The organism is Myxococcus sp. CA051A (assembly GCF_013336705.1).
Classification (GTDB): domain Bacteria; phylum Myxococcota; class Myxococcia; order Myxococcales; family Myxococcaceae; genus Myxococcus; species Myxococcus llanfairpwllgwyngyllgogerychwyrndrobwllllantysiliogogogochensis.
Map to the genome: position 1 here is coordinate 104,352 of NZ_JABUMS010000004.1, position 21,915 is coordinate 126,266.

Consider the following 21,915-nt stretch of genomic DNA (forward strand, 5'->3'; position numbering starts at 1 on the left):
CCACCGTGAAGTCGCTAGGATGCCCGCCGCCGATGCGCACCCCTTCCACCGTCCTTCTCCTGACCCTCTCGTGCCTCGTGGCCGCGTGCCGCGATGAACAGGCGGGCCCCAAGCCGCGCACGTCCCGTCTGCCCGAGCCCGCGAAGGCCCGCGTCCTGGACACCGCGCCCTCGGACCTGACGTACCGAAGCGGCGCCACGTTCGCGGGGGGCTCGGTGGTGTACCTGGGCTCGAAGGTGACGCCTGCTCATGCCGCCCCGGGCGAGCAGGTCCGGCTGGCGCACTACTTCCAGGCGGTGCGTCCGCCTCCGCAGGGGTACGGCTTCTTCGTCCACGTGGTGGACGCGGCGACCGGCGGAATGCTCGTCAACGCGGACCACGAGATTCAGGACGGCGCGGCGCCGCTGGCCTCATGGCCGGTGGGCAAGGTCGTCGAGGACATCCACTCCGTGCCGATGCCGCCCGTGCCCTCTCGGGCGATGCTGGGCTTCTGGCGCGGCGACGAGCGGCTGCCTGTGGATGACGCCGCCTCTCACGACGGGGCACACCGAATGCTTGGTCCCCAGCTCGGCGGCGCGGCTCCGGAGCTGCCCGAGTATGTCGTCCGCAGGGCGGGCACCGCGCCCACCATCGACGGTGTGCTCGACGACGCGGTCTGGAAGGAGGCCGCGCCCGTGGTGTTGAGGGGCAGCTTCGACGGGCGCGCGGTGCGACTGCGCACCGAGGCGCGTCTCGCCTACGACAACGCGTACCTCTATGTGGCCTTCGACAGCGAGGACCCCGACGTCTGGGGCACGCTGCGCAAGCGCGACGACCCCATCTACGAGCAGGAGGTGGTGGAAATCTTCCTCGACGCCAACGCGGACGGGCGCACGTACAACGAGCTGCAGGTGTCACCGCACAACGTCAACTTCGATGCGTACTTCCCCGCGCGTCGGCAGGGAATGGACCTGTCCTGGGACTCGGGGATGACGACGGCGGTGAAGGTCCGGGGCACGCTGGACGACGCCTCCGACAAGGACGAGGGCTGGTCCGTGGAGATGCGGATTCCCTTCGCGAAGCTCGCCGAGGTCCCCCAGGTGCCTCCCCAGCCGGGAGCGCGCTGGCGCTTCAATCTCTACCGCCTGGAGCACCATGGCCGCCGCACCGTGGAGGGGCAGGCCTTCTCGCCCCTCTTCGTCGGTGACTTCCATGCACTGCCGCGCTTCGCGTGGCTGACCTTCCAGTGAAGACGCCCGTGCCGCGCGCGCTCACGCGTGCGGAGTGATGTCCCACTGGGCATCCGCCACGGAGCGCTCGGAAGGGTCCCCGAGGAAGCGGAGGTAGCCCTGGAGCTCCAGCGTATCGATGAGCTCCTCGGCTTCCTGCTGGGAGAAGCCCTTCAGGTCCACGAGCAAGTCCCGCATGAGCGACTTGCCGCGCAGGTAGCCCACGGGTTCTCCAGGGCCCAGCGCGTCCTTCAGGTCCGCCGTCAGTTGCCGCAGGTCGATGTCCTCGGGATTCATCGCCTCAACGATGGGAATGCCGCGCATCAACGGCAAGTCGAGCGTCCTCACCGGCGGGCTCGCGCGTCAGGTGAGGGACCAGCCGGACATCCCGCCCGTCACTCTCCACGGTGACGGCGCCGTCGATGTCCGTCCTCCAACACTCGCTGCCCGCGGCGCGATAGCGCGCCTCCACCTCCGGATGGGGAAAGCCGAAGCGGTTGCGCCGGCCGACACAGAACACCACGTGCTTGGGGCGTATGCGGTCCACCAGGGCCTGCGTGGAGGACGTGCGTGAGCCGTGGTGCGGGGCCTTCAGCACCGTCACCGGGCCCAGGCTGTCAGCCAGCAGCTCCTCCGCGTCGTGCTCCATGTCTCCGGGCAGCAGCACCGTGACGTCACCGTGGCGGACCCGCAGCACCACGCTGCGGTCATTCACGCCTTCCAACAGCTCGCGCTCCGCGTCCCCCGGCGGGCCCAGGACCTCCACCGTCGCCTCGCCCAGGCGCAGCGAGGGATGTCCGGCCTGCACTTCCTCCACGCTCGCATCGCGCGCGGCCGACACCACCCGCCGAGACAGCGGTCCGCCCTCGTCGCCCGCCGGCAACCACAGGCGCGCGGTGGGCACGTGCTCCAGCGTGGACACCAACCCGAGCGCATGGTCCGGATGCGGATGGGACAGCACCGTCAGGTCCAGCGTGGAGATGCCCTGGTGTCGGAGGTAGGGGACGATGAAGCGCAGCCCTGTGTCGGCGCCTCCTGGCGAGCCACCGCCATCCACGAGCGCATGGTGTCCGCGCGAACTGAGCACCACCGCGTCTCCCTGGCCGACCGAGAGGAAGGTGACGCGCAGGCCCGGCTCGGGCGCGAGCCGTGGAGCGAGCGCCGCGGCGACCAGGGCCACCGGCGCCAGCCATCCGCCCCCGCGCCACCGGCCCGTTCCCAGGGCCCACGTCAACAGTCCGAAGGCATACAGCGCCGACCAGGCCCCGAGTGGCGGTACCTCCACAGAGGCCAGGGGCATGGCGGCGAACACCCGGGTGAGCCACAGCAGGGCCTCCGACGCCCAGGCTCCCGCCCACAGCACGGGAGTCGCCAGGGGAGGTGCCACCACGAACAGCGCCGCCCCGCCCGCCGCGAGTCCCGTGAGCAGCCCGCACAGGGGCAGGGCGACGACATTGGAGAGGAGCCCCGCCAGGCTCACCCGCCCGAAGGCCGACGCCGCCACGGGCAGTCCCGCGAGTGTTGCCGCCGCGCTCGCGCACAGCGTCTGTGCCACGGCCTCGCGTCCCTGTCCCCAGAGTCGCGCCCATCGACGTGGCTCGCGCGGGTCCGGCCGAGGGAAGGGCAGGGCCAGTCGCAGGGCCGGCACGAGCAGCACGAGTCCGAGCACCGCGAGGAACGACAGTCGCAGTGACAGGTCCTCCACGCTGGAGGGCGCACACAGCACCAGCACCAGCGCGGCGGCGGAGAGGCCATTCAACCCGTCCGCGCGCTTCCACCACGCCAGTCCCAACAACACCACCGTGGCCATCACGGCTGAGCGCACCGCCGGCGGCTGGCTGCCGGTGAACAGCACGTAGGCCCAGACGAAGGGCACCGCCGCGGGCGCCGCCACCCGTCGAGCATCCAGCTTCCGCCACCGGGCTCCCGCCCGCACCAGCAGACGCCGCAACAGCGCGAGGGTCATCAGCGCCAGGGCCGCGACATGCAGCCCGCTCACGCTCAGCACGTGCGCGAGACCCGCCCGCGAGAAGGCCTCTTCCCAATCCGCGTCCAGCTCCGCTCGCCGCCCCGCCGCGAGCGTGAGGAAGAGGGCCGCGGAGTCACGCGAGGGCGCCACCCGGTGCGTCGCCTCGGCCAGTCGCTCCCTCGTGTCCTCCATCACCCAGCGCCACGCGGGCGCGAGTGACAGCACCAGCACACGCTCCGCGCTCGTCGCCCCTGTGAAGGCCACACCCTGCCTGCGCCGGACCGACGTGAAGTCCTTCTCGCCTGGATTGGCGGCGGGCGCGTCCGGAGCAAGGCGCACCCTGGCCCGCAGTCGTTGACCCGGCAGCAGTGGCGGCGTGGCTCCGCGAAGCGTCAGGTTCAGCTTGAAGCGGGCACTCTCGAGCGCCCCTTTCTCGGGCCCCGCGCGAACCACCGCGAGCCGGACCCGGGTGGCTCCGTCCAGGAGGTCCACCCGCTCGGCTTCGCCCTCCACCACGGCCTCGCCGCCCTTCGCCAGGGCCGTCGGAACCAGGGTCTGGGATTCCCAGCGCGCCAGGCCCGCACCGGCCATCCAGAGTGCGCCCAGCACCGCCAGATGAGCACCAGGCAGCCGGGCGAGCGCCAGCCCGGCCACTCCCAGCAAAACCCCGCAGACCAGAAATAGCTCCGCCGGGCCGTCCGTTCCGGGAGACCAGAGAGCGCCTAGCAGCAAGCTCAACGAAGGAAAGAAAAGGGGACGCGTCCCCAGGTCGCGCCACGCGTAACGATCCACCCGCCACCCCGCCCAACACCGTCCGTCACGCCGGCTCGTACACCGAGCGATACCGCGTACGAAAACCGACAACGTAGTCGGGCGCGTCCTGGGTGGTCAAGGCGATATCGTTGCCCGTGGATGTGGTTTGTGGTAGTAGTGCCCGGCTTGGTGATGGAAGGCCGGGAGCGAGTCTTTCAAGGAGGCAGTTAGTGCAGACCAGCTTCAAGACTGGTGACAAGGCGGTTTATCCGGGCCAGGGCGTCGGTGAGGTGATGGGTATCGAGCACACCGAGGTGGCCGGGCAGCGCCAGTCGTTCTACGTGCTGCGCATCTTGGAGAACGGGATGCGGATCATGATCCCGATCAACAAGGTCGGGTCGGTCGGCCTCCGGGAGATCATCAGCGAGGAGGACGTCAAGCAGGTCTATTCCATCCTCAGGGAGAAGGACATCTCGGTCGACTCCACGACCTGGAACCGGCGCTACCGGGAGTACATGGAGAAGATCAAGACGGGCTCCGTCTTCGAGATCGCCGAAGTGCTGCGCGACCTCTACCTCCTGAAGGGCGACAAGGACCTGTCCTTCGGCGAGCGGAAGATGCTCGACACGGCGCGTTCGCTGCTCATCAAGGAGCTGTCGCTGGCCAAGGACTGCACCGAGGAAGAGATCGAGTCGGACCTGAAGAAGATCTTCAACCTCGCCTGAGCTACACGGGCTTCCGCCCGAGAGACTCCTTGCCCCGGGTTCCCGCGAAGGGAACTCGGGGCTTCGTCTTTTCACGCCATGAACGAGTCGCCTTCCTCCTCCTCGGTACAGGCCGAGCGAGACGCGCGCATCGCCGAACTCGAGTCGAGCCTCGCGCGGCGTCGCGTGGGTGTCAGGCCGCTGGCGGCCGTGCTGGGCATCGTGGTGAGCCTGGCGCTCCTGATGATGCAGCGTCGGGAGCTGGCGTACTTCTTCTCGTCCCGGGTTCCCCTGACCTTGGGCGTGGAGGGGGACTACCGCTTCGACGCGCTCGCCTCCAATCGCTACGCCCAGGTGCATGGACTTCCCACGGCGCGAGGCGCCTACGAGCGGGATGGGAGCGCTCTGTTCGTGCTGGTGGGCCTGCGCGAGTCGCCCTTCGTCGTGCGCCGGCCCGCGTTGCCCGGCGAGGACTGGGTGACGGGGCGGCCGCCGCCTCCTCCGGACCCGAGGCCCTTCGGCATCCGGGGGCGTCTGCTCTCGGAGGACGATGCGCCGCGCTACCGCGATGCGCTCGCGCTGTTGCGAGGCATGGGGGAGCTCCAGGCCCACGAAGGCAAGCTGTGGTTGCTCATCGAGGGCGAGCGGCCGGGCGAGGACCGTGGGCTCGTCCTGGCCTGCCTGGCACTGCTCGCCTTCGGCGTGCTCAACGCGGTGCTGCTCTACAAGGCGCTCAAGGGGCCTGCTCGAGCCGCCTGAGTCCCTCGGTGGCCCTGCGGTTGCCCGCGTCGTACTTCAGGGCCTGCTGGAAGGCCGAGCGGGCCGCGTCGGAGTCTTGGGCCTTCATGTGGTCCGCGCCAGAGCGGACATACAGCGTCGAGAGCTGCGCGCGCAGCTGGGGCCCCAGGCGGCTCCACCCCCTGGACAGCTCCTGGTCGACGTTGACGGCGACGGTGAGTTGGGTGATGGCGCGAGTCGTATCGCCCTTCGCCAGGGCCTTGCGCGCCTCGCTGCCCGCGGCGTCGAAGCGGACGAGCTTCGCGTGCAGCGCCGTGAACCGACCGGACTTCGCCATCTCCATGGCGGACGTCACCTCTCCGGCTTCATAGAGCCGCAGGACCTCTGCTTCCGTCGGAGGGCCCAGGGGCTTGGTGTCACGGGCCTTCGTGTTCGTGACGACCTTCTCAGCGGAAACGGCCTCGTCATCGGAGGACATGGCCTGGAACGCGGGGACTTCTTCCGTCGTGTCACGCGTCCCACGCGGGGGTGCGCGGACCGCTCCCGTGGCCAGGTCGCTCGCGCTGAGGCTCGAGGGCGAAGCAGCGGTGTCTGTCCGCGACGGACGCGCCGAGGTCGTGGCCAGGGCCGTCGCGCGCGGTTCTGGTGGCGCGGCGGACGTGTCGGTCCGCGAAGCCCGTGTAGCGCCCGACGCGATGTCCCGTGCGCTCAGGCCCGCCGTCGACGTGGACGAGCCGCCCTGGGCCGGTCGGACCTTGTCAGGGGCGCGTGAATCGTCATCCCCGGACGGAGCCGCCTGAGCCTTGCGCTCCTCAGTCCGACTGGCGGCGCGAGGCTCGTCACGTTCGGTGCCGCTTCTCCGCGTCCTCGCCGGTGTTTCGCCGACCGTGTCGTCGCCCGTGGGCGCACGGTCCGTGGCTCTGGCGGTGGGACGCACGTTCCCCGTGTCCACGAGGAGGGGACGATCATCCTCCGGTTGGGCGGGCTCGGACGGCGGAGTCTGCCCTCGCGTGGAAGCGGAGCCACCCGAGCGCGTCGCCTCGTTGGTGGGTGCCGTCCGATTCGAGCTCAGTCCCACCGCGAGCACGGTGATGAGGGCCGCCACGGTGGAGCCCAGGCCCGCGGCGACGAGTCCCACGCCCCAGGGGCCGAGACCTCGCTTGCGCGGAAGGGGTTCGGGGGTGGCGCCGGTGAGGGCGGGGATGCCCGCGGCGGGCGTGCCACCCGGACCGCGCAGCCGCAGCATCGCGTTGCCCAGGGTGATTTCGTCACCCTGCATCACCTCGACTTCATCGGTGACGCGGTTGCGGTTGATGAAGGTGCCGTTCTGGCTGCCCAGGTCCTTGATGAAGACCTGGTCGCCCTGGCGGGTGATTTGCGCGTGACGCCGGCTGATGGACGGATGCTGGAGCCGCAGGTCCGACGAGGACGACCGCCCCAACACCAGGGGCCCCTGCTGCACGGGCACGAGCTGACCCGCCCCGGGGCCTCGCTCGACGTAGAGGAAGGCCGGTGGATGTCCGGGGTTCGAGTACTCGCGTCCCCAGTCGAACCGGCCGGACAACTCCCGGTCGTTCTTTTCCCGGCCCTTGCCGCCGCTCTTCGAGCGTCCCTTGCGAGAGCCCGCCGGAAACTGGGGCACCCGCTGGGGGCGAGGGTCGTCGGCCTGGAGGGGGGCCACCTCATCGTCGTCGAAGGGCAGCTCCACCTCGGGCTCCTTCGGCGCCTGCGTACCCGGCGGACGGGGAGGGCGGGGCGGGCGCTTGGGATTCGGTGGAGCCATGAACACCATTCTCGCTGATTGAGGACCGGCTGGAAGGTTCTCAGGCCCGGGTCGTCCGAAGTTGTCCACGTCCGGTGGATTCCGGAGTCATCCCGGCACCGAGGACCTCGTGAATGCTGGCCTGTTCAGGGACCGCGAATCTAGAGTGGCGGCCACACGCACAAAGACGGACCCCCCAGGAGGAATGGCGCAAGTGACTCCCCCACCCATCCGGCTCTTCAATACGATGACCATGCAGAAGGAGCTGCTGGAGCCCGCTGTCCCGGGCTGCGTCGGGGTCTACGTCTGTGGTCCTACCGTCTACAGTTACATTCATATCGGGAATGCTCGCACCTTCACGTCCTTTGACGTGGTGGTCCGCTATCTCCGGTACCGGGGCCTGAAGGTTCGCTACGTCCGGAACTTCACGGACGTGGACGACAAGATCATCAAGGCCGCGCACGAGACGGGCGAGGCCCCCGTGGCGTTGGCCTCGCGCTTCGTGGACATCTTCCACGAGGACGTCAGGGCGCTCCACATGCAGGACCCGGACGTGGAGCCGAAGGTGAGCGACCACCTTCCCGAAATCATCGCCATCATCCAGAAGCTGGTGGACAAGGGCTTCGCCTACGCGTCCCAGGGTGACGTGTACTTCTCGGTGAGCGCCGACAAGGACTACGCGAAGCTGTCCAAGCGGCACCTGGACGAGCTGTGCGTTGGCGAGCGCGTGCAGCCGGGAGATCAGAAGCGCGAGCAGCTCGACTTCGCGCTGTGGAAGGGCGCCAAGCCAGGAGAGCCCGCGTGGGAAAGCCCGTGGGGGCTCGGCCGTCCTGGCTGGCACATCGAGTGCTCCGCGATGAGCGCGAAGTACCTCGGCGAGACGTTCGACATCCACGGCGGGGCGTTGGACCTCATCTTCCCCCACCACGAGAACGAAATCGCGCAGAGCGAGTCCGCCAACGGGCAGCAGTTCGCGAAGTACTGGATGCACTGCGGCTTCCTGGACCTCGAAGGCGCGAAGATGTCCAAGTCGCTGGGCAACGTGGTGCGCCTGCGCGACGCGCTGGAGAAGGTGGACGCGGAGGCCCTGCGCTTCTTCTTCCTCTCCACGCACTACCGCCATCCGCTCAGCTTCTCCGACAAGGCCCTGGCCGACTCGGAGGCGCGCATGGAGTACTTCTACGAGACGCTGCGCAAGGTGGATGAGCGCCTCGCGGGCAAGGACTTCGGCACGGGAGCGCTTCACGGCGAGCCGCACCGCTTCCTCGCGGAGTTCGAATCCTCCATGGACGACGACTTCAACAGCGCGGGAGGCCTGGGCGCGCTGTCCGGCCTCTTCGGCCTGATGAACGAGCTGACCGACAAGCCACCGGTGAAGGACAAGCCGATGGTGGGGCGGACGCTTCAGGCGTTGCGTGAGGACGTGCGCAAGGTGTCCGGCGTGCTCGGCCTGTTTGAAGACGACCCGAGCGCGTGGCTCCTGCGGCGTCGTGAGCGCGCGGTGCGCGAGCGCGGCATCGACGTGGCGGAGGTCGAGCGGCTGCTCGGTGAGCGGACGACCGCTCGGGCCGCGAAGGACTTCGCCGCGGCGGACCGGGTGCGGGCCACGCTGAAGGAGAAGGGCGTGGAAATCATGGATACGGCTGGCGGCACCTCGTGGAAGGTGGCGACCGCGCAGGGCTGAAGGGCTGCGGTGCCCCGGGCCTTCGTGTTAGGGCTCGGGGCACCATGAAGCACCTGCTGTCACTGTTCCTGGCCCTGACGTCCGTTCCCGCGCTCGCCCAGCGAGTGCCCTTGAGCACTCCCGCGGAGAAGGCCGCCGCGAGCAGCATCGACCCGGATGTGTTGCGCGCGCACGTGCGCTTCCTCGCGAGTGACCTGCTCGAGGGTCGAGGCCCTGGCACCCGGGGTGACGCGCTGGGGCAGGCGTACATCGCGGCGCAACTGGAGGCCCTGGGGCTGAAGCCCGCGGGCACCGACGGCACGTTCTTCCAACCGTTCGACCTGGTGGGTGTCACCGGCCATCCGGAGACGATGTCCATCCGCGCGCCGCTGGGCGCCGCGGAGCTGAAGTTCCACGAGGACTTCATCGCGGTGTCGGGCGTGCAGGTGCCCGAGGCGAAGCTGGACGCGTCCGAGCTCGTCTTCGTGGGCTACGGCATCCAGGCGCCCGAGTACGCGTGGGACGACTTCAAGGGGATGGATCTGCGCGGCAAGACGCTGCTCATCCTCAACAGCGACCCGGAGGATGATCCACGGCTCTTCGGGGGGCGCACGCGCCTCTGGTACGGCCGCTGGGATTACAAGTACGAGCAGGCGGCGAAGGTGGGCGCGGCGGGCGCCATCATCCTCCACACCACGGCCAGCGCGGGTTACCCGTGGCAGGTGGTGCAGTCGTCGTGGACGGGCGAACAGTTCGAGCTGCCCGCGACGTCGGGCCCCCGTCTTCAAGTGAAGGCCTGGGCCACCGAGGACGCCACGCGCCGGGTGTTGCAGCTCGCGGGGCGGGAACTGGAGACGCTCCGTGCCGCGGCGCAGTCGCGCGACTTCCAGCCGGTGCCGCTGGGGGTGACGGTGTCCACTCGCTTCGCGAACGACGTCCGTCGTCGCCCCACGGCCAACGTGCTGGCGATGCTGCCCGGCAGCGACGCGAAGCTGTCCGGCGAGGTGGTGCTCTACAGCGCGCACCATGACCACCTGGGCAAGAAGGAGGGTGGCAAGCCGGGTGAGGACACCATCTACAACGGCGCGCTCGACAACGCGGCGGGCGTGTCCGCGATGCTGGCGGTGGCGCGGGCGTACCGTGCGATGCCGCAGGCTCCGCGCCGCTCCATCCTCTTCGCCGCGGTGGCCGCCGAGGAGCAGGGGCTGTTGGGCTCGCAGTACCTGTCGGAGCATCCGCCCGTGCCGGCCGGCCGCATCGCCGCCAACGTCAACATCGACGGCGCCAACATCCATGGCCGCACGCGCGACATCACCGTCATTGGCCTGGGCAAGTCCAACCTGGATGGCGTCATCACCGCGCTGGCGAAGACGCAGAACCGCGTGGTGAAGGCGGACCAGCTTTCGGACCGGGGCTTCTTCTACCGCTCGGACCAGTTCAACTTCGCGCGGCGCGGCATCCCCGCCGCCTACTTCGGCAGCGGCATGGACTTCATCGGTCGCCCGGAAGGATGGGGCCGCCAGCAGCGCGAGGCCTGGGAGGCGAAGCACTACCACCAGCCGTCGGACGAGCTGCGCCCGGAGTGGGACATGACGGGCGCGGTGGAGGACGCGCGCCTGTTCTTCCTGCTGGGGGCCCATGTCGCCCGCGCTCCGGAGCTGCCGCGCTGGAACAAGGGGGACGAGTTCGAGGCCGCTCGCCTGGAGGCGCTGGAAGCGCTCAAGGCCCCCCGGACGCCGCCCTCCGAGGGGGCATCGAAGTAGGGCTGGAAGCGCTTCGTCCGCCGCTCGACGGGCGGGTACAAATGTCCAGTGTTTCGCCCCGCGAGGGTGTTAAACCTCGCGGATATGCCTGAGTTCCAGATCGTCAGCGACCACCAGCCCGAGGGTGACCAGCCAAGGGCCATTGGCGAGCTCACGGAGGGCGTGCTTCGGGGCGACCGCTACCAGACGCTCCTGGGCGTCACGGGGTCCGGCAAGACGTTCACCATGGCGAACATCATCGCCAAGGTGCAGCGGCCCACCCTGGTCATCGCCCACAACAAGACGCTGGCCGCCCAGCTCTACGGTGAGTTCAAGAGCCTCTTCCCGAACAACGCCGTCGAGTACTTCGTCTCGTACTACGACTACTACCAGCCCGAGGCCTACGTCCCGTCGTCGGACACCTTCATCGAGAAGGACTCGTCCATCAACGACAACATCGAGCGGATGCGCCACTCGGCCACCCACTCGCTGCGCACGCGCGACGACGTGGTGATTGTCGCTAGCGTGTCCTGCATCTACGGCCTGGGCGCGGCCCGGAGCTACGTGGACCTGGCGGTGCGCGTGGACGTGGGCGGGGAGATGGGGCGCGACACGTTCATGCGCCGCCTGGTGGAGGGCCAGTACGACCGCAACGACATGGACTTCCACCGAGGCACCTTCCGCACGCGCGGCGACACCGTGGAGGTGTTTCCCGCCTACGAGGAGGAGCGCGCGGTGCGCATCAGCTTCTTCGGCGACGAGGTGGAGCGAATCACCGAGTTCGACCCGCTGCGCGGCGTCACGTTGGGCACGCTGGACAAGATCGTCATCTTCCCCGCCAGCCACTACGTCGCGGGTGAGGACGTGCGCAAGCGCGCGCTGCAGACCATCCGCGACGAGCTGTCCGAGCAGCTCCAGACGTTCAAACGCGAGGGCAAGCTGCTGGAGGCGCAGCGGCTGGAGCAGCGCACGATGTTCGACCTGGAGATGATTGAACAGGTCGGCTACTGCAACGGCATCGAGAACTACTCGCGGCACTTCTCGGGCCGCGCCACGGGCGAGCCGCCTCCGTGCCTCATCGACTACTTCCCGCGCAACCTGCTGGTCCTCATCGACGAGAGCCACCAGACGGTGCCGCAGATTGGCGCGATGTACCGGGGAGACCGCGCGCGCAAGGAGACGCTGGTCACCTTCGGCTTCCGCATGCCCAGCGCGCTGGACAACCGCCCGCTGACGTTCGGTGAGTTCGAGGAGCTGGTGCCCCAGGCCGTCTTCGTCTCGGCGACGCCTTCCGAGTACGAGCTGCAGAAATCCCAGGGCGTGGTGGTGGAGCAGATCATCCGCCCCACCGGCCTGACGGACCCGGAAGTCGAAACGCGCCCTGTCGGCAACCAGGTGGATGACCTGCTCGAGGAGGTCCGCCTGCGTGTCACGCGCGGCGAGCGTGTCCTGGTGACGACGCTCACCAAGCGCATGGCGGAGGACCTCACCGAGTACTACGCGGACGTGGGCGTGCGCGTGCGCTACCTGCACTCGGACATCGACGCGATTGAGCGCATGGCCATCATCAGGGACCTGCGCAAGGGCGAGTTCGACGTGCTGGTGGGCATCAACCTCCTGCGCGAGGGCCTGGACATCCCCGAGGTGTCCCTGGTCGCCATCCTCGACGCGGACAAGGAGGGCTTCCTGCGCAGCCACGTGTCGCTCATCCAGACCATCGGCCGCGCCGCGCGCAACCTGAATGGCCGCGTCATCATGTACGCGGACTCCATCACCGATTCGATGAAGAAGGCGCTGGAGGAGACGACGCGCCGCCGCGAAATCCAGCGGCAGCACAACAAGGCCCACGGCATCACGCCTCGCTCCATCAAGAGCAACATCCTCAACTTCTCCGACCACGCCTACGACGCGGAGGGCGGCGGCACGTTGCCCATGGCGGCCGAGGGTGAGGACGACTTGCTCGAAGCGAAGGAGATCCGGCGGCTGGTGAAGGAGTTCACCGAGGAGATGCAGCGCGCCGCCGAGTCGATGGAGTTCGAGAAGGCCGCCGAGTACCGGGACAAGGTCCAGTTGCTCAAGGACATGGACCTGGGGCTCAAGCCCGCCTCGCGCTTCCTGCTGAAGGGGCCCACGAAGGCGCCGGACGAAGCCCCGAAGCGTGGACGGGGCAAGGGCGGCCGGGCGCGAGGGCGCCGTTAGGAGGCGTCTGCCATGGACGTGAAGCTTCAGGAGAAGCTCGACGCCCTTCCCACCGAGCCCGGCGTGTACCTGATGAAGGACCGCCGGGGGCAGATCATCTACGTGGGCAAGGCCATCAACCTGCGCAGCCGCGTGCGCTCGTACTTCACGCGCACCGGGGACACGCGCGTCTTCGTGTCGCTGCTGGATGAGCTGCTCGGCGACCTCGAGACGGTGCTCGTCCACAACGAGAAGGAAGCGCTGCTCCTCGAGAACGAGCTCATCAAGAAGCACCGGCCGCGCTTCAACGTCCTGCTCAAAGACGACAAGCAGTTCATCTCCCTTCGCCTGGACCGGACCCACGCGTACCCGCGCCTGGAAGTCGTCCGCAAGTACGAGCGCGACGGCGCGCGCTACTTCGGCCCGTACTCCAGCGCGGGCGCCATCCGCGAAACGCTGCGCATCATCAACCGCTACTTCCGCCTGCGCACCTGCACGGACCATGTGCTGGCCAACCGCAAGCGGCCCTGTCTGCTGTTCCAGATCGGCCGCTGCCCGGCGCCCTGCGTCCACCCGGTGCCCGAGGACGACTACCACCGCAGCGTGGACGAAGTGGTGATGTTCCTGGAGGGCAAGGCCAGCGAGCTGGTGGAGGGTCTCCGTCTGCGCATGAAGCGCTCCGCCCAGGAGCTGAAGTTCGAGGAGGCCGCGCGGGTCAGAGACCAGCTCTTGGCGATTGAGCGCAGCCTGGAGCGCCAGAAGATCGCCACCACGGACTTCAAGGACCAGGACGTCTTCGCGCTGTTCCGCGAAGGCGACCGCATCATGTTCTACGTCCTCTGGGTGCGGCAGGGCCGGCTCAACGGCGGCCAGGCGTTCCCCTTCGGCAACCAGGAGTTCCCCAACGAGGAGCTGCTCGCCTCGTTCGTGAACCTCTACTACGACCAGGGCAGCTTCGTGCCGGAGGAGGTGCTGCTGCCGCTGGACCCCGAGGACGGCACCGACGGACTCGAAGGCCTGCTCTCCGAGCGGAAGGGCGAGCGCGTGCGCGTGTTGGTCCCCAAGCGAGGGGAGAAGCACGAACTGGTGCAGATGGCGGTGAAGAACGCCGAACAGGCCTTCCTGGAGCGCCGCCGCACCAAGGACGAGACGGACCAGGTCCTCTCACGCCTCCAACAGCGGCTGAACCTCAAGAACTTTCCGCGCCGCATGGAGTGCTTCGACATCTCGCACTTCCAGAGCTCCGCCATCGTCGCCTCGCAGGTGGCCGTCACGGATGGCGACGCGGACAAGTCCCGGTACCGGAAGTACAAGATAAAGACGCTGGAGAAGCAGGACGACTTCGCGAGCATGTACGAGGTCGTGACGCGGCGCCTCAAGCGAGGGCTGGAGGACGGCGACCTGCCGGACCTGCTCGTCATCGACGGCGGCAAGGGGCAGCTGGCGAGCGCGCACGCGGCCATGAAGGACCTGGGCGTGGACTCCGTCGACGTGGTGGGCCTGGCCAAGAGCCGCGACTTGGAGGTCTTCGACCGGGATGCGGAGAGCGCTCGAAGCCCCGAGCGGGTGTTCGTCGTGGGGCGAAAGGACCCCATCGTCCTGGCTCAGAACTCGGCGGAGATGTTCATGCTGACGCGCATGAGGGACGAGGCGCACCGCTTCGCCATCACCTTCCAGAAGCAGGTGATGCGCAAGAGTCGGGTGCGTTCGGCGCTGGAGGACATCCCGGGAGTGGGGGAGGTGCGGCGCAAGACGCTCTTGCGGCACTTCGGTTCACTCAAGCGCGTGGGCGAGGCGAGCATCGAGGAGCTGGCCGACGTGGTGGGCCCCGCCGTCGCTGAGCGTGTCCATGCGGGGCTTCACGGACACCCCGACGAAGAGGAGGAAGACCCTGTCCGGGAAGCATCCCTCGACGATGCCGTCGAACCGGCGAACGAAAAATCGCAGGGAGGGTCGCCACCCGGTGCCGCGTGATTAATTTCCACTTCGGACTGCGGGGGAAGTGCGCTGGAACCGCGACGTTCCTGGGGTTTTTAATTGCGACTGGGCTCGGCGCTGATTTATAGCGGTTGACGATTCGAGCCGTCCAAAGAGGGCGAGGGACCGACATGAGGCTGTATCCGAAGGTGATCCCGATCATCTCGCGAGAGGCGATTCAGCAGCTCATGCAGGATGGGGACATCGAGGTGGAGCCGATGCGCGTGGCGGACGCCGAGATGGACCTGTCGGCCATCATGCGTGAGTACCTCGCGAATGAAGAGCGTGTGAACCAGGCGACGCGCGAGGCGTTGGAGCGTCGCGGATATGACTACTCCAAGTTCAACCAGGTGAAGCGCGAGATGGCGGATGTCCGCGGCTTCAAGATGGGCGACGAGGGCATCGAGTACGTCATCAACCAGATGATCGAATTCCTCCTCATCAGCCGGAACGTGGAGGAGGTCTACTCGGCCGACAACTCGCTGCGTCAGAAGATTTTCGCGGTGATGAAGCGGCACCTGGACGTGGATGATGAAATCGACAAGGAGGCTCGCTCCCGCCTGAAGCACCTGCAGGAGGGCACCAGCGCCTTCGACATCGAGTACAACAAGACGGTGGAGCAGATCCGCCGGGCTCGAGGCCTCATCTAGTTTTCTTGGGGGAGAGGGGACTGCCGTTCCCCGCTCCGCTGCCTACCTTGTTTTACAAGGAGGCAGCGTCGATGGCGGGACCTCTCACCGCGTTTCTCTTGTCCGGGTTGCTGGCCGCGGGGCCAGGCGGGTTCACGTTCGAGGGCCGGCAGGCCAGCGCGCGGACCGAGCAGCCGGACGCCTTCTTCATCCAAGGACCGCTGCCCTTCACGGACCTGGCCGAAAGCGGCCGAGGGAGCGCGGACCTCACCGTCGAGGACCGGGTCGACGCCCCCGAAGCCACCTACGGCGACAAGGCGAGCTTCTTCGCGTCTTTCCGCCTGGGGGCCACCGACTACCGGGTGGAGCTGTCCCAGGCTGGTTTCCCGCCCGCCCAGGCCCTTGCACAGGCGCCTTCCCGGCCGCTCCCTCCACCCCCGCCGCATACCGTGGCCGGCGGCGTGCTGCTGAACGTGCCGCTCTACGGCAACAGTGGCCTGGGGTGGTCAGCGATGACCCGCACGCATGCCGCGGTGGCGGTGTGGGGCGTGGGCAGCGTGTGGCGCAACGGGCGGCTGCTGACGGACACGGCCTTCGTGCACGTCGGGGCGTTGGATGCGGGGGCATTCGCGGACGACGACACGCACCGGATGCTGCGTCAGGCGCGCGTGGGTGACGCGGAGCTCGTGGTGCTGGTGTGGAACCTGCCTCCGGAGGCGGAGCCGCGAGGGTTCCTCCAGTTCATCTTCGAGGACGTGGCCATCCAGGTGGATGGGGTGTCCGTGCGCTCGGTGGCGGTGGTGGAGAACACGGGCCATGTGACGGGAGACCCGTATCTGCTGACGCCCGTGCCGGCGGGTGTCTATCCCGGAGTTCCGCCCCCGCTTCCGCCCGCGCCGGTACAGCAGACGGGGACCGGCGGCAGTGGGCTGGCGACGTCCGCGGCGGCGGGGCAGGAGCCGTCGGTGGTCATTCCTGGAGGAAGCACGCGGGTGCTCGTGGGCGGGAGTGATGGCCAGGTGGTGACGGAAGGCGGTGCCACGCTGGGCACCGGGGCGAACGTCCTCGTGGCGCCTCGGGAACCCGAGGTGACGAGCGGCGTCTCCCCCATCACGAGCACGCCGAATCCACCGGTGAACACTTCGCAGGTGCTGCCGGGGACGCCCGTGCTGGGCCCGTCGTTCGCAGGGGACCAGACGGTGATTTCGGGCACGACGGCCCCGGGGGTGAATTCCACGGTGAGCGCCTTCGGGACTCCGGCGAACCTGTCGACCACGGGCTCGTTCTCCGTGCCGTCGCTGACCGCGCCCAGCTTCGATGCGTTCTCCGGTACGGCGCAGGTGAGCCCGGGCATCATCGGCACCGCGCCGCCGCTGAACGCGGACTCGGCGACGCCGCCCGCCGCGTTGCTGGGGGCTCCCGCGCCGCTCAATGCCGCGTCGGCGCCCCCGCTGCTGGGGTCGCCCACGCCACTGAACGCGGCGCCGGCCACGGGGCTGCCCGCCACGCCGGCGCCGGCCAATGCGGCGCCCGCGACAGGCGTGGGCTCGACCGGAGCGCCCGCGGCGGCACCGGCGGGTACGCCCGCGAACTGAGGGCGCCGGGCGACACGCCAGCGGGCCAGGGCCGTGGATTCAGCGGCTCTGGGCGCGTTTCGCGCGGAGCGATTGGCGCGCGGGCGTGGGTCGTGGCGCCCACCCGACAGCGTCGAGGACGGGCGCGCGTCGTTCAGCGGACGCGAGAAGGGGGCGTCTGTCGCGCCATCGCGGCGGCCTGGGACAGGCGCTTGCGAAGCTGGAGGACCAGGTGTTGGAGATAGTCGAGCCGCTCGATGATGCGCGGATCATCCCCTGCGTTCACCAGGTTCACCGGTGTCAGGGGCGCGGTGCGCAGCGTGCTCAGCAGGTCCGAGAAGTGGGCCTCCACGTCGCCGAGCGCATCCAGGCCTTCCCGCAAGTCATCCTCGAGCATATCGACGAGCACGGTTGCGTCGGTGCGAGAGGGCAGGGTCCGAGCCAGGCGCTCGGTGGCCACTCGGACCGGGTCGGCCTGGCGCGACAGCACGGGGGCGGCGAGGGCGAGAGGGGGCATGGCCTCGACGCTACAGGCCCGTAGCACCCCGTCAATTTTCCCGCCCTCGCGTCCCCGGTGCGTAGGGCCTCAGCGCCCGGCGGCCTTCAACGTCTCGCGATGGCTCGTCAGGAAGCTCGCCACGCTGGTGGGAGCCTTGCCCGTGAGCTCCGCGACACTTCCCGTCGCTTCGCCCATGCGTCCCTCGGCCACCGCCACGTCGAACGAGGCATAGGCCTCCGCCAGCGGCGCGGGCAACCCGTGCGCCACCATGCCCGCCTTGAGGCTCGTGGCATCCACCGGAACGAACTGCACGGGACGGCCGGACAGCTCGCTCGCCAGTCGCGCCAGCTCCGCGTGACTCACCGCCGACGGGCCCGTCACTTCCAGCGTGCGCTTGCCCTCGAAGGTGGACATCAGCGCGGCCACTGCGATGCGAGCGCAGTCCTCGCGGGCGATGAACGCCGTCGAGCCCGTGCCGGTGGCGGCCACGAGTTGTCCCGTGGCGATGGCCTGCGGCAGGCTGTGCAGCAGCATGTCCGCGTAGATGTTGTTGCGCAGCACCGTGTAGCCCAGCCCGCTCTTCGCCAGCGCCTGCTCCGTCGCCCAGTGGTCCTTCGCGAGGGTGATGGGCGAGTCTGGCTCGGGGCGGGTGAGGGACGTGTAGACGATGTGCCGGACACCGACGCGGAGCGCCGCGTCCAAGGCATTCTGGTGCTGGGTGATGCGGCGTCCGGGGACGTCGAGCGAGTCCGTGCTGATGAGCAACAGCCGCTCCGCGCCCGCGAAGGCGGTGTCGAGCGACTTCGCATCATCGAAGTCCGCCTTGCGCACGACGACGCCGCGCGCCGCGAGGTCCGAGAGCTTCGACGGCTCCCGGGTGGTGACGATGAGCGAGCCCTTGTGGGACTCCAGGAGCAACTCGACGACGCGACGGCCAAGGTGGCCGGACGCGCCGGTGACGAGCAGGGGGGCGGACATGGGGACTCTCCGGAGCAGCGGGGTGACGTGATCTTCGACCCTTGGGTTAATCCCCGGACTCACTGCTGCACAATGCCTCCTCGTGGAGCATACTGTTCCAGGGAGGGAACAATGGACCTCAACCAGCTCGCGCTCTTCGTCGCTGTCGCCGAAGGGGCCAGCTTCTCCACCGCCGCGAAGAAGCTGGGCATGCCGAAGTCATCCGTGAGTCGAGGCATCTCCAGTCTGGAGTCCTCGCTGGGCGTGCAGCTCATCCATCGCACGACGCGTCGGGTGGCGCTCAGCACCGCGGGCCAGGCGCTGTATGAGCGCGTGTCGCCCATGCTCGCCTCGCTGCGCAAGTCCGTGGGGGAGCTGCCGGAGTTGGAGGACGAGCCCTCGGGCGAGCTTCGGCTGACGGCGGTGGTGGACTGGGGCACCACCGTGCTGGCGGAGATCATCACCCGCTTCGTGGCGCGCTACCCAGCGGTGAAGGTGGACCTGCACCTGGACAACCGCGTGGTGGACCTGGTGGCCGAGGGCTTCGACGCCGCCCTCAGGTTGTCCTCCAACACGCTCAAGGACTCCTCCCTGCGTGCCCGCCGGCTGGGGCCCTTCTCGCTGCGCCTGTACGGCTCACCCGCGTACCTCGCGCGCCGGGGCACTCCGCGCCATCCTCGCGAGCTGACCAGTCACACGTGGGTCTCCTTCCGGAGCGTGAAGCCCTTCTCGCTGGTGGGACCCGGGGAGACGATGCGCGTCCCTCAGTCGGGCTCCATCCGGTGCGATGACATGTTCTTCATGCGGGAGACGCTGCGCCTGGGCGCGGGCATCGGCTTCCTGCCGTCGATGCTCGCGGAGCCCGAGGTCGCGGAGGGGCGGCTCGTCCCGGTGCTCCCGAAATGGAGCATGCCCGGGGGCAGCGTGTGGTTCGTCTCCACCGCGGAGCGGCACATGCCACGGAAGGTGGCCGCCTTCCGCGATTTCCTCCTGGAGACGCTGAAGCAGCGCCCGTTTCCACCTTGAGCCGGAGCGCGGTGCCGTCCCGCGCCCCTTCGCTGTCAGAGCGAGCCGAGGAACTTCATCAGCGCGGCGCGGTCGTCGCTGGAGAGCGCGCGGAAGCCCTCACGGGCGGCGAGGGCCTCGCCCCCGTGCCACAGCACCGCTTCTTCTATCGTCCGGGCGCGACCGTCATGCAGGAACCCGGAGTAGGGCAGCACCGTGTGCGTCAGCCCCAGGCCCCACAGCGCGGGCGTGCGCCACTCGGTGCCGGTGGCCGCGCCATCCGGCCTGCCATCCGCGAGCTCCGGGCCCATGTCGTGCAGCAGCATGTCCGTGTACGGATGGATGCTCTGAAAGGCGAGTTCCTCGTAAGCGGACGCGCCCGTTTCGAGCGTCTCGCGGTGGCAGGATTCGCAGCCCAGTGAGCGGAACAGCTTCTCTCCGCGCTGGACCACCGGGTCTTCCAGCGCCGTGCGCGCGGGAACGCCGAGCGACTGCGAATAGAAGACGGCGGCCTCCAGGAGTTCGGGCGTGAGTTCATGCGTCCCGTCGGGCTCCGGGAAGAGCGGGCTGCTGATGCCCATGTCGTTGAAGTACGCCTCGGCGGACTGCTGCAGCAGATGAGGGCTGTTCGCCTTCCACCCGAAGCGCCCGGGCACGAGCGTGTGCAGCGCCGCGTCCCAGACCTCGTTCATCCGCCCGGAGATGCCATCGCCGTCCCTGTCATCAGGGTCCTCCAGGGCGCGCAGCGTCTCGAGCGGCAGGGCTTCCAGCAACCCCAGCCCGAACACGGGAGGAGGAAGCCGCAGCGACATCAACATGTTCGCGGGCAACGCGGAGCCATCCGACGGTGCGATGTTCACGCGCGGCGAGCGCAGCGAGTACGGCGTGCCGTCCGCGTACTGCCCGGTGCTCTCCACCCATGAAAGCGTGAGTGCGGCGGGTGGCATGGCGCCATAGACGGCCTGGTCCCTCACCTGCAACCCCAGGCCAGGGACCGGCACCGCGCCGTATGGATGCTCGGGCATTCCCTCGGGAAGGCTCACTCGCACGAGGAGCTGGGTGCGCTGGGCGGTCGGCCCCATCACCGGCATGCCGCGCCCGTTGCGCAGATGACAGCCGTTGCATGAGACGTTGTTGTACGTCGGCCCGAGCCCTGGGTTCACACGCGAAGGCGCCGGGACGAAGATGGCCTCGAAGGCCGCGTCGCCGTCCCGGTGCAGCCGGTCATACTCAGGTCGCAGATTGGCGGCGGGCTGGGCGAACGCCAGCGACGTGCGATTGTCGACGGTGGTGGCCCCGCCCGCCCTCGGCGGAGCGAAAGGCACCTGGGGTGCCTCCTCTCCGCAGCCAGCGGTCCACAACAGCAAGGCCCCCATCATCACGGCACGTCGCATGGCGTTCACCTTCGCTTGTCACCCTACGTTACTTCGTCACCAGGGGCAGCACTTCGCCCTGGAAGGTGTCGTGCAGGGTGCGGATGGCTTCCTGCGCCGCCACGATCTTGGGGCGCTCCGTCTCGTTGGTGATGGACTCGCGGAACGGCTCGGCGATGGCGGCCAGGGCGCTGATGGACCCGGCGATCTGCTGGCGGATCTTGACGTCGAGCGTGCTGTCCACGCCCACCACGTCGCGCAGGGAGCTGCCCGTCTTCGTCTCACCCGGCAGGTGGCCCAGGTAGGCGTTCTCCACGCTGCGGATGTTGTTGGTGAAGTCCTCCAGCGAGTTGTACGCGAACTGGCTCTCCACCACGTCCGGCTCGCGGGTGTCGTACGGCTCGGCGATCTTCCCGTTGGCGACCTCGTCCAGGATGGTGGTGATGCCGCCCACCATCTCCTGCGCGGCGGCCTGCACGGACGGGTACGCGGAGTTGCCCGACTGGCCCGCGGTCGCCAGCGTGTCACGGAACGGCGCGTTGCCTTCCACCGACTGGACCCACCGGCCGTGCAGAATCTGGCCCACGGCCTTGAGCTCCGCGGACAGGGCCTTGAGGTACTCGAACTCGCGGGCCGTGAGCTGGCCCACCGTCTTGGTGCCGCCATTGCCGAAGATGATGTACTCCAGCGTGTGGAAGCCCTTCTGCTCGTTCTTGAGGTTGCTCACGTACTGCTGCGTGAGGGCGTCGTTGTTGGCCAGCACGGCCTCCAACTCGGTGTGGCTGACCGGCCAGCTGTCCAGCGCCGGGTCATAGCCGAAGCTGTCCACGGGACCGAACAGGAAGCCCTCGCTCTGCTCCCAGGGAATGCGCGCCGCGCGCCACGCCGCCTTGGCCGCCGCCAGCTTGTCCGCCGTGGGCGCCGCCGCCAGCGAGACACAGGCCGCGTCCAGCTCGGTGAGCCGCGTGGCCAGCCGCGCGTAGGTCGGCACCACGACCTTGTCCGCGAACGTGACGACGAGCTCCTGGGTGACCTTGGAGTCGTCGGTGGGGTTGTCGGAGTCGTCGCCGCAGGCGCCGAGGAACAGTGCGCTGGACAGGAGCGCCGGCGCGAGCGCCAGGCGGAGGGGCAGGGACATACGCTTCATGACTGACCTTTCGTTGGGGGTTGGTGGACGCAGGCAC

17 protein-coding genes are annotated in these 21,915 nt (G+C 68.8%); 10 read left to right on the top strand and 7 right to left on the bottom strand.

The window, feature by feature from the left end; all coding sequences use genetic code 11:
* The first annotated feature begins 32 nt into the window (after positions 1-32).
* Positions 33-1,229 carry a carbohydrate-binding family 9-like protein gene (locus tag HUA74_RS13950; protein WP_174454939.1) on the top strand — a complete coding sequence of 399 codons (1,197 nt, stop codon included), beginning with the start codon at positions 33-35 and terminating at the stop codon, positions 1,227-1,229.
* Positions 1,230-1,250: 21 nt separating this feature from the next.
* On the opposite strand, the gene HUA74_RS13955 is transcribed toward HUA74_RS13950, so the two are convergent.
* A complete protein-coding gene (locus tag HUA74_RS13955) occupies positions 1,251-1,505 on the bottom strand; it encodes a hypothetical protein (RefSeq protein WP_141646312.1) in 255 nt (84 codons plus the stop codon).
* 4 nt (positions 1,506-1,509) lie between these two features.
* Positions 1,510-3,969: a DNA internalization-related competence protein ComEC/Rec2 gene (locus HUA74_RS13960; protein ID WP_174454940.1), complete on the bottom strand. Its 2,460-nt coding sequence runs from the start codon at positions 3,967-3,969 to the stop codon at positions 1,510-1,512.
* Positions 3,970-4,160: 191 nt separating this feature from the next.
* Here HUA74_RS13960 and HUA74_RS13965 point away from each other — a divergent pair, with 191 nt between their 5' ends.
* Together HUA74_RS13965 and HUA74_RS13970 are read left to right on the top strand one after the other, a co-directional pair.
* On the top strand, positions 4,161-4,655 hold the full coding sequence (locus HUA74_RS13965; RefSeq protein WP_002639129.1) for a CarD family transcriptional regulator: 495 nt from the start codon (positions 4,161-4,163) through the stop codon (positions 4,653-4,655).
* 78 nt (positions 4,656-4,733) lie between these two features.
* Positions 4,734-5,393 (top strand): hypothetical protein, encoded by a 660-nt coding sequence (locus HUA74_RS13970; protein WP_174454941.1) that lies wholly within the window; start codon positions 4,734-4,736, stop codon positions 5,391-5,393.
* Here the strand turns inward: HUA74_RS13970 and HUA74_RS13975 are convergent.
* On the bottom strand, positions 5,368-7,155 hold the full coding sequence (locus tag HUA74_RS13975) for an FHA domain-containing protein (RefSeq protein ID WP_174454942.1): 1,788 nt from the start codon (positions 7,153-7,155) through the stop codon (positions 5,368-5,370). The genes HUA74_RS13970 and HUA74_RS13975 overlap by 26 nt on opposite strands.
* Positions 7,156-7,339: 184 nt before the next feature.
* On the opposite strand from HUA74_RS13975, the gene cysS reads away from it, so the two are divergent.
* The 6 genes from cysS (at position 7,340) to HUA74_RS14005 (ending at position 16,918) form a co-directional block, all read left to right on the top strand.
* Positions 7,340-8,818 (top strand): cysteine--tRNA ligase, encoded by a 1,479-nt coding sequence (gene cysS / locus HUA74_RS13980; protein WP_174454943.1) that lies wholly within the window; start codon positions 7,340-7,342, stop codon positions 8,816-8,818.
* Positions 8,819-8,862: 44 nt separating this feature from the next.
* A complete protein-coding gene (locus tag HUA74_RS13985) occupies positions 8,863-10,560 on the top strand; it encodes a M28 family peptidase (RefSeq protein ID WP_174454944.1) in 1,698 nt (565 codons plus the stop codon).
* A gap of 84 nt (positions 10,561-10,644) precedes the next feature.
* Entirely contained in the window at positions 10,645-12,738 is a 2,094-nt protein-coding gene (gene uvrB / locus HUA74_RS13990; protein WP_174454945.1) for an excinuclease ABC subunit UvrB, read from the top strand.
* Between the two features lie 12 nt (positions 12,739-12,750).
* Complete coding sequence (gene uvrC / locus HUA74_RS13995) at positions 12,751-14,691, top strand: excinuclease ABC subunit UvrC (RefSeq protein ID WP_174454946.1); 1,941 nt, start codon at positions 12,751-12,753, stop codon at positions 14,689-14,691.
* A gap of 134 nt (positions 14,692-14,825) precedes the next feature.
* Positions 14,826-15,344, top strand: coding sequence for a DUF507 family protein (locus HUA74_RS14000; protein ID WP_141648986.1), 519 nt, complete (start codon positions 14,826-14,828; stop codon positions 15,342-15,344).
* 71 nt (positions 15,345-15,415) lie between these two features.
* Positions 15,416-16,918 (top strand): hypothetical protein, encoded by a 1,503-nt coding sequence (locus HUA74_RS14005; RefSeq protein WP_174454947.1) that lies wholly within the window; start codon positions 15,416-15,418, stop codon positions 16,916-16,918.
* A gap of 133 nt (positions 16,919-17,051) precedes the next feature.
* Here HUA74_RS14005 and HUA74_RS14010 read toward each other — a convergent pair whose 3' ends face one another.
* Positions 17,052-17,414: a hypothetical protein gene (locus tag HUA74_RS14010; RefSeq protein ID WP_174454948.1), complete on the bottom strand. Its 363-nt coding sequence runs from the start codon at positions 17,412-17,414 to the stop codon at positions 17,052-17,054.
* A 69-nt stretch (positions 17,415-17,483) separates the two neighbouring features.
* The gene (locus HUA74_RS14015) at positions 17,484-18,374 is read right to left on the bottom strand and encodes an SDR family oxidoreductase (protein ID WP_174454949.1); all 891 of its coding nucleotides are present in this window, start codon (positions 18,372-18,374) and stop codon (positions 17,484-17,486) included.
* A gap of 111 nt (positions 18,375-18,485) precedes the next feature.
* On the opposite strand from HUA74_RS14015, the gene HUA74_RS14020 reads away from it, so the two are divergent.
* A complete protein-coding gene (locus HUA74_RS14020) occupies positions 18,486-19,379 on the top strand; it encodes a LysR family transcriptional regulator (RefSeq protein WP_174454950.1) in 894 nt (297 codons plus the stop codon).
* A 35-nt stretch (positions 19,380-19,414) separates the two neighbouring features.
* Here the strand turns inward: HUA74_RS14020 and HUA74_RS14025 are convergent, their stop codons facing one another.
* Together HUA74_RS14025 and HUA74_RS14030 are read right to left on the bottom strand one after the other, a co-directional pair.
* Positions 19,415-20,752, bottom strand: coding sequence for a di-heme oxidoredictase family protein (locus tag HUA74_RS14025; protein WP_174454951.1), 1,338 nt, complete (start codon positions 20,750-20,752; stop codon positions 19,415-19,417).
* Between the two features lie 28 nt (positions 20,753-20,780).
* Complete coding sequence (locus HUA74_RS14030; RefSeq protein ID WP_174454952.1) at positions 20,781-21,878, bottom strand: imelysin family protein; 1,098 nt, start codon at positions 21,876-21,878, stop codon at positions 20,781-20,783.
* Positions 21,879-21,915: the final 37 nt, after the last annotated feature.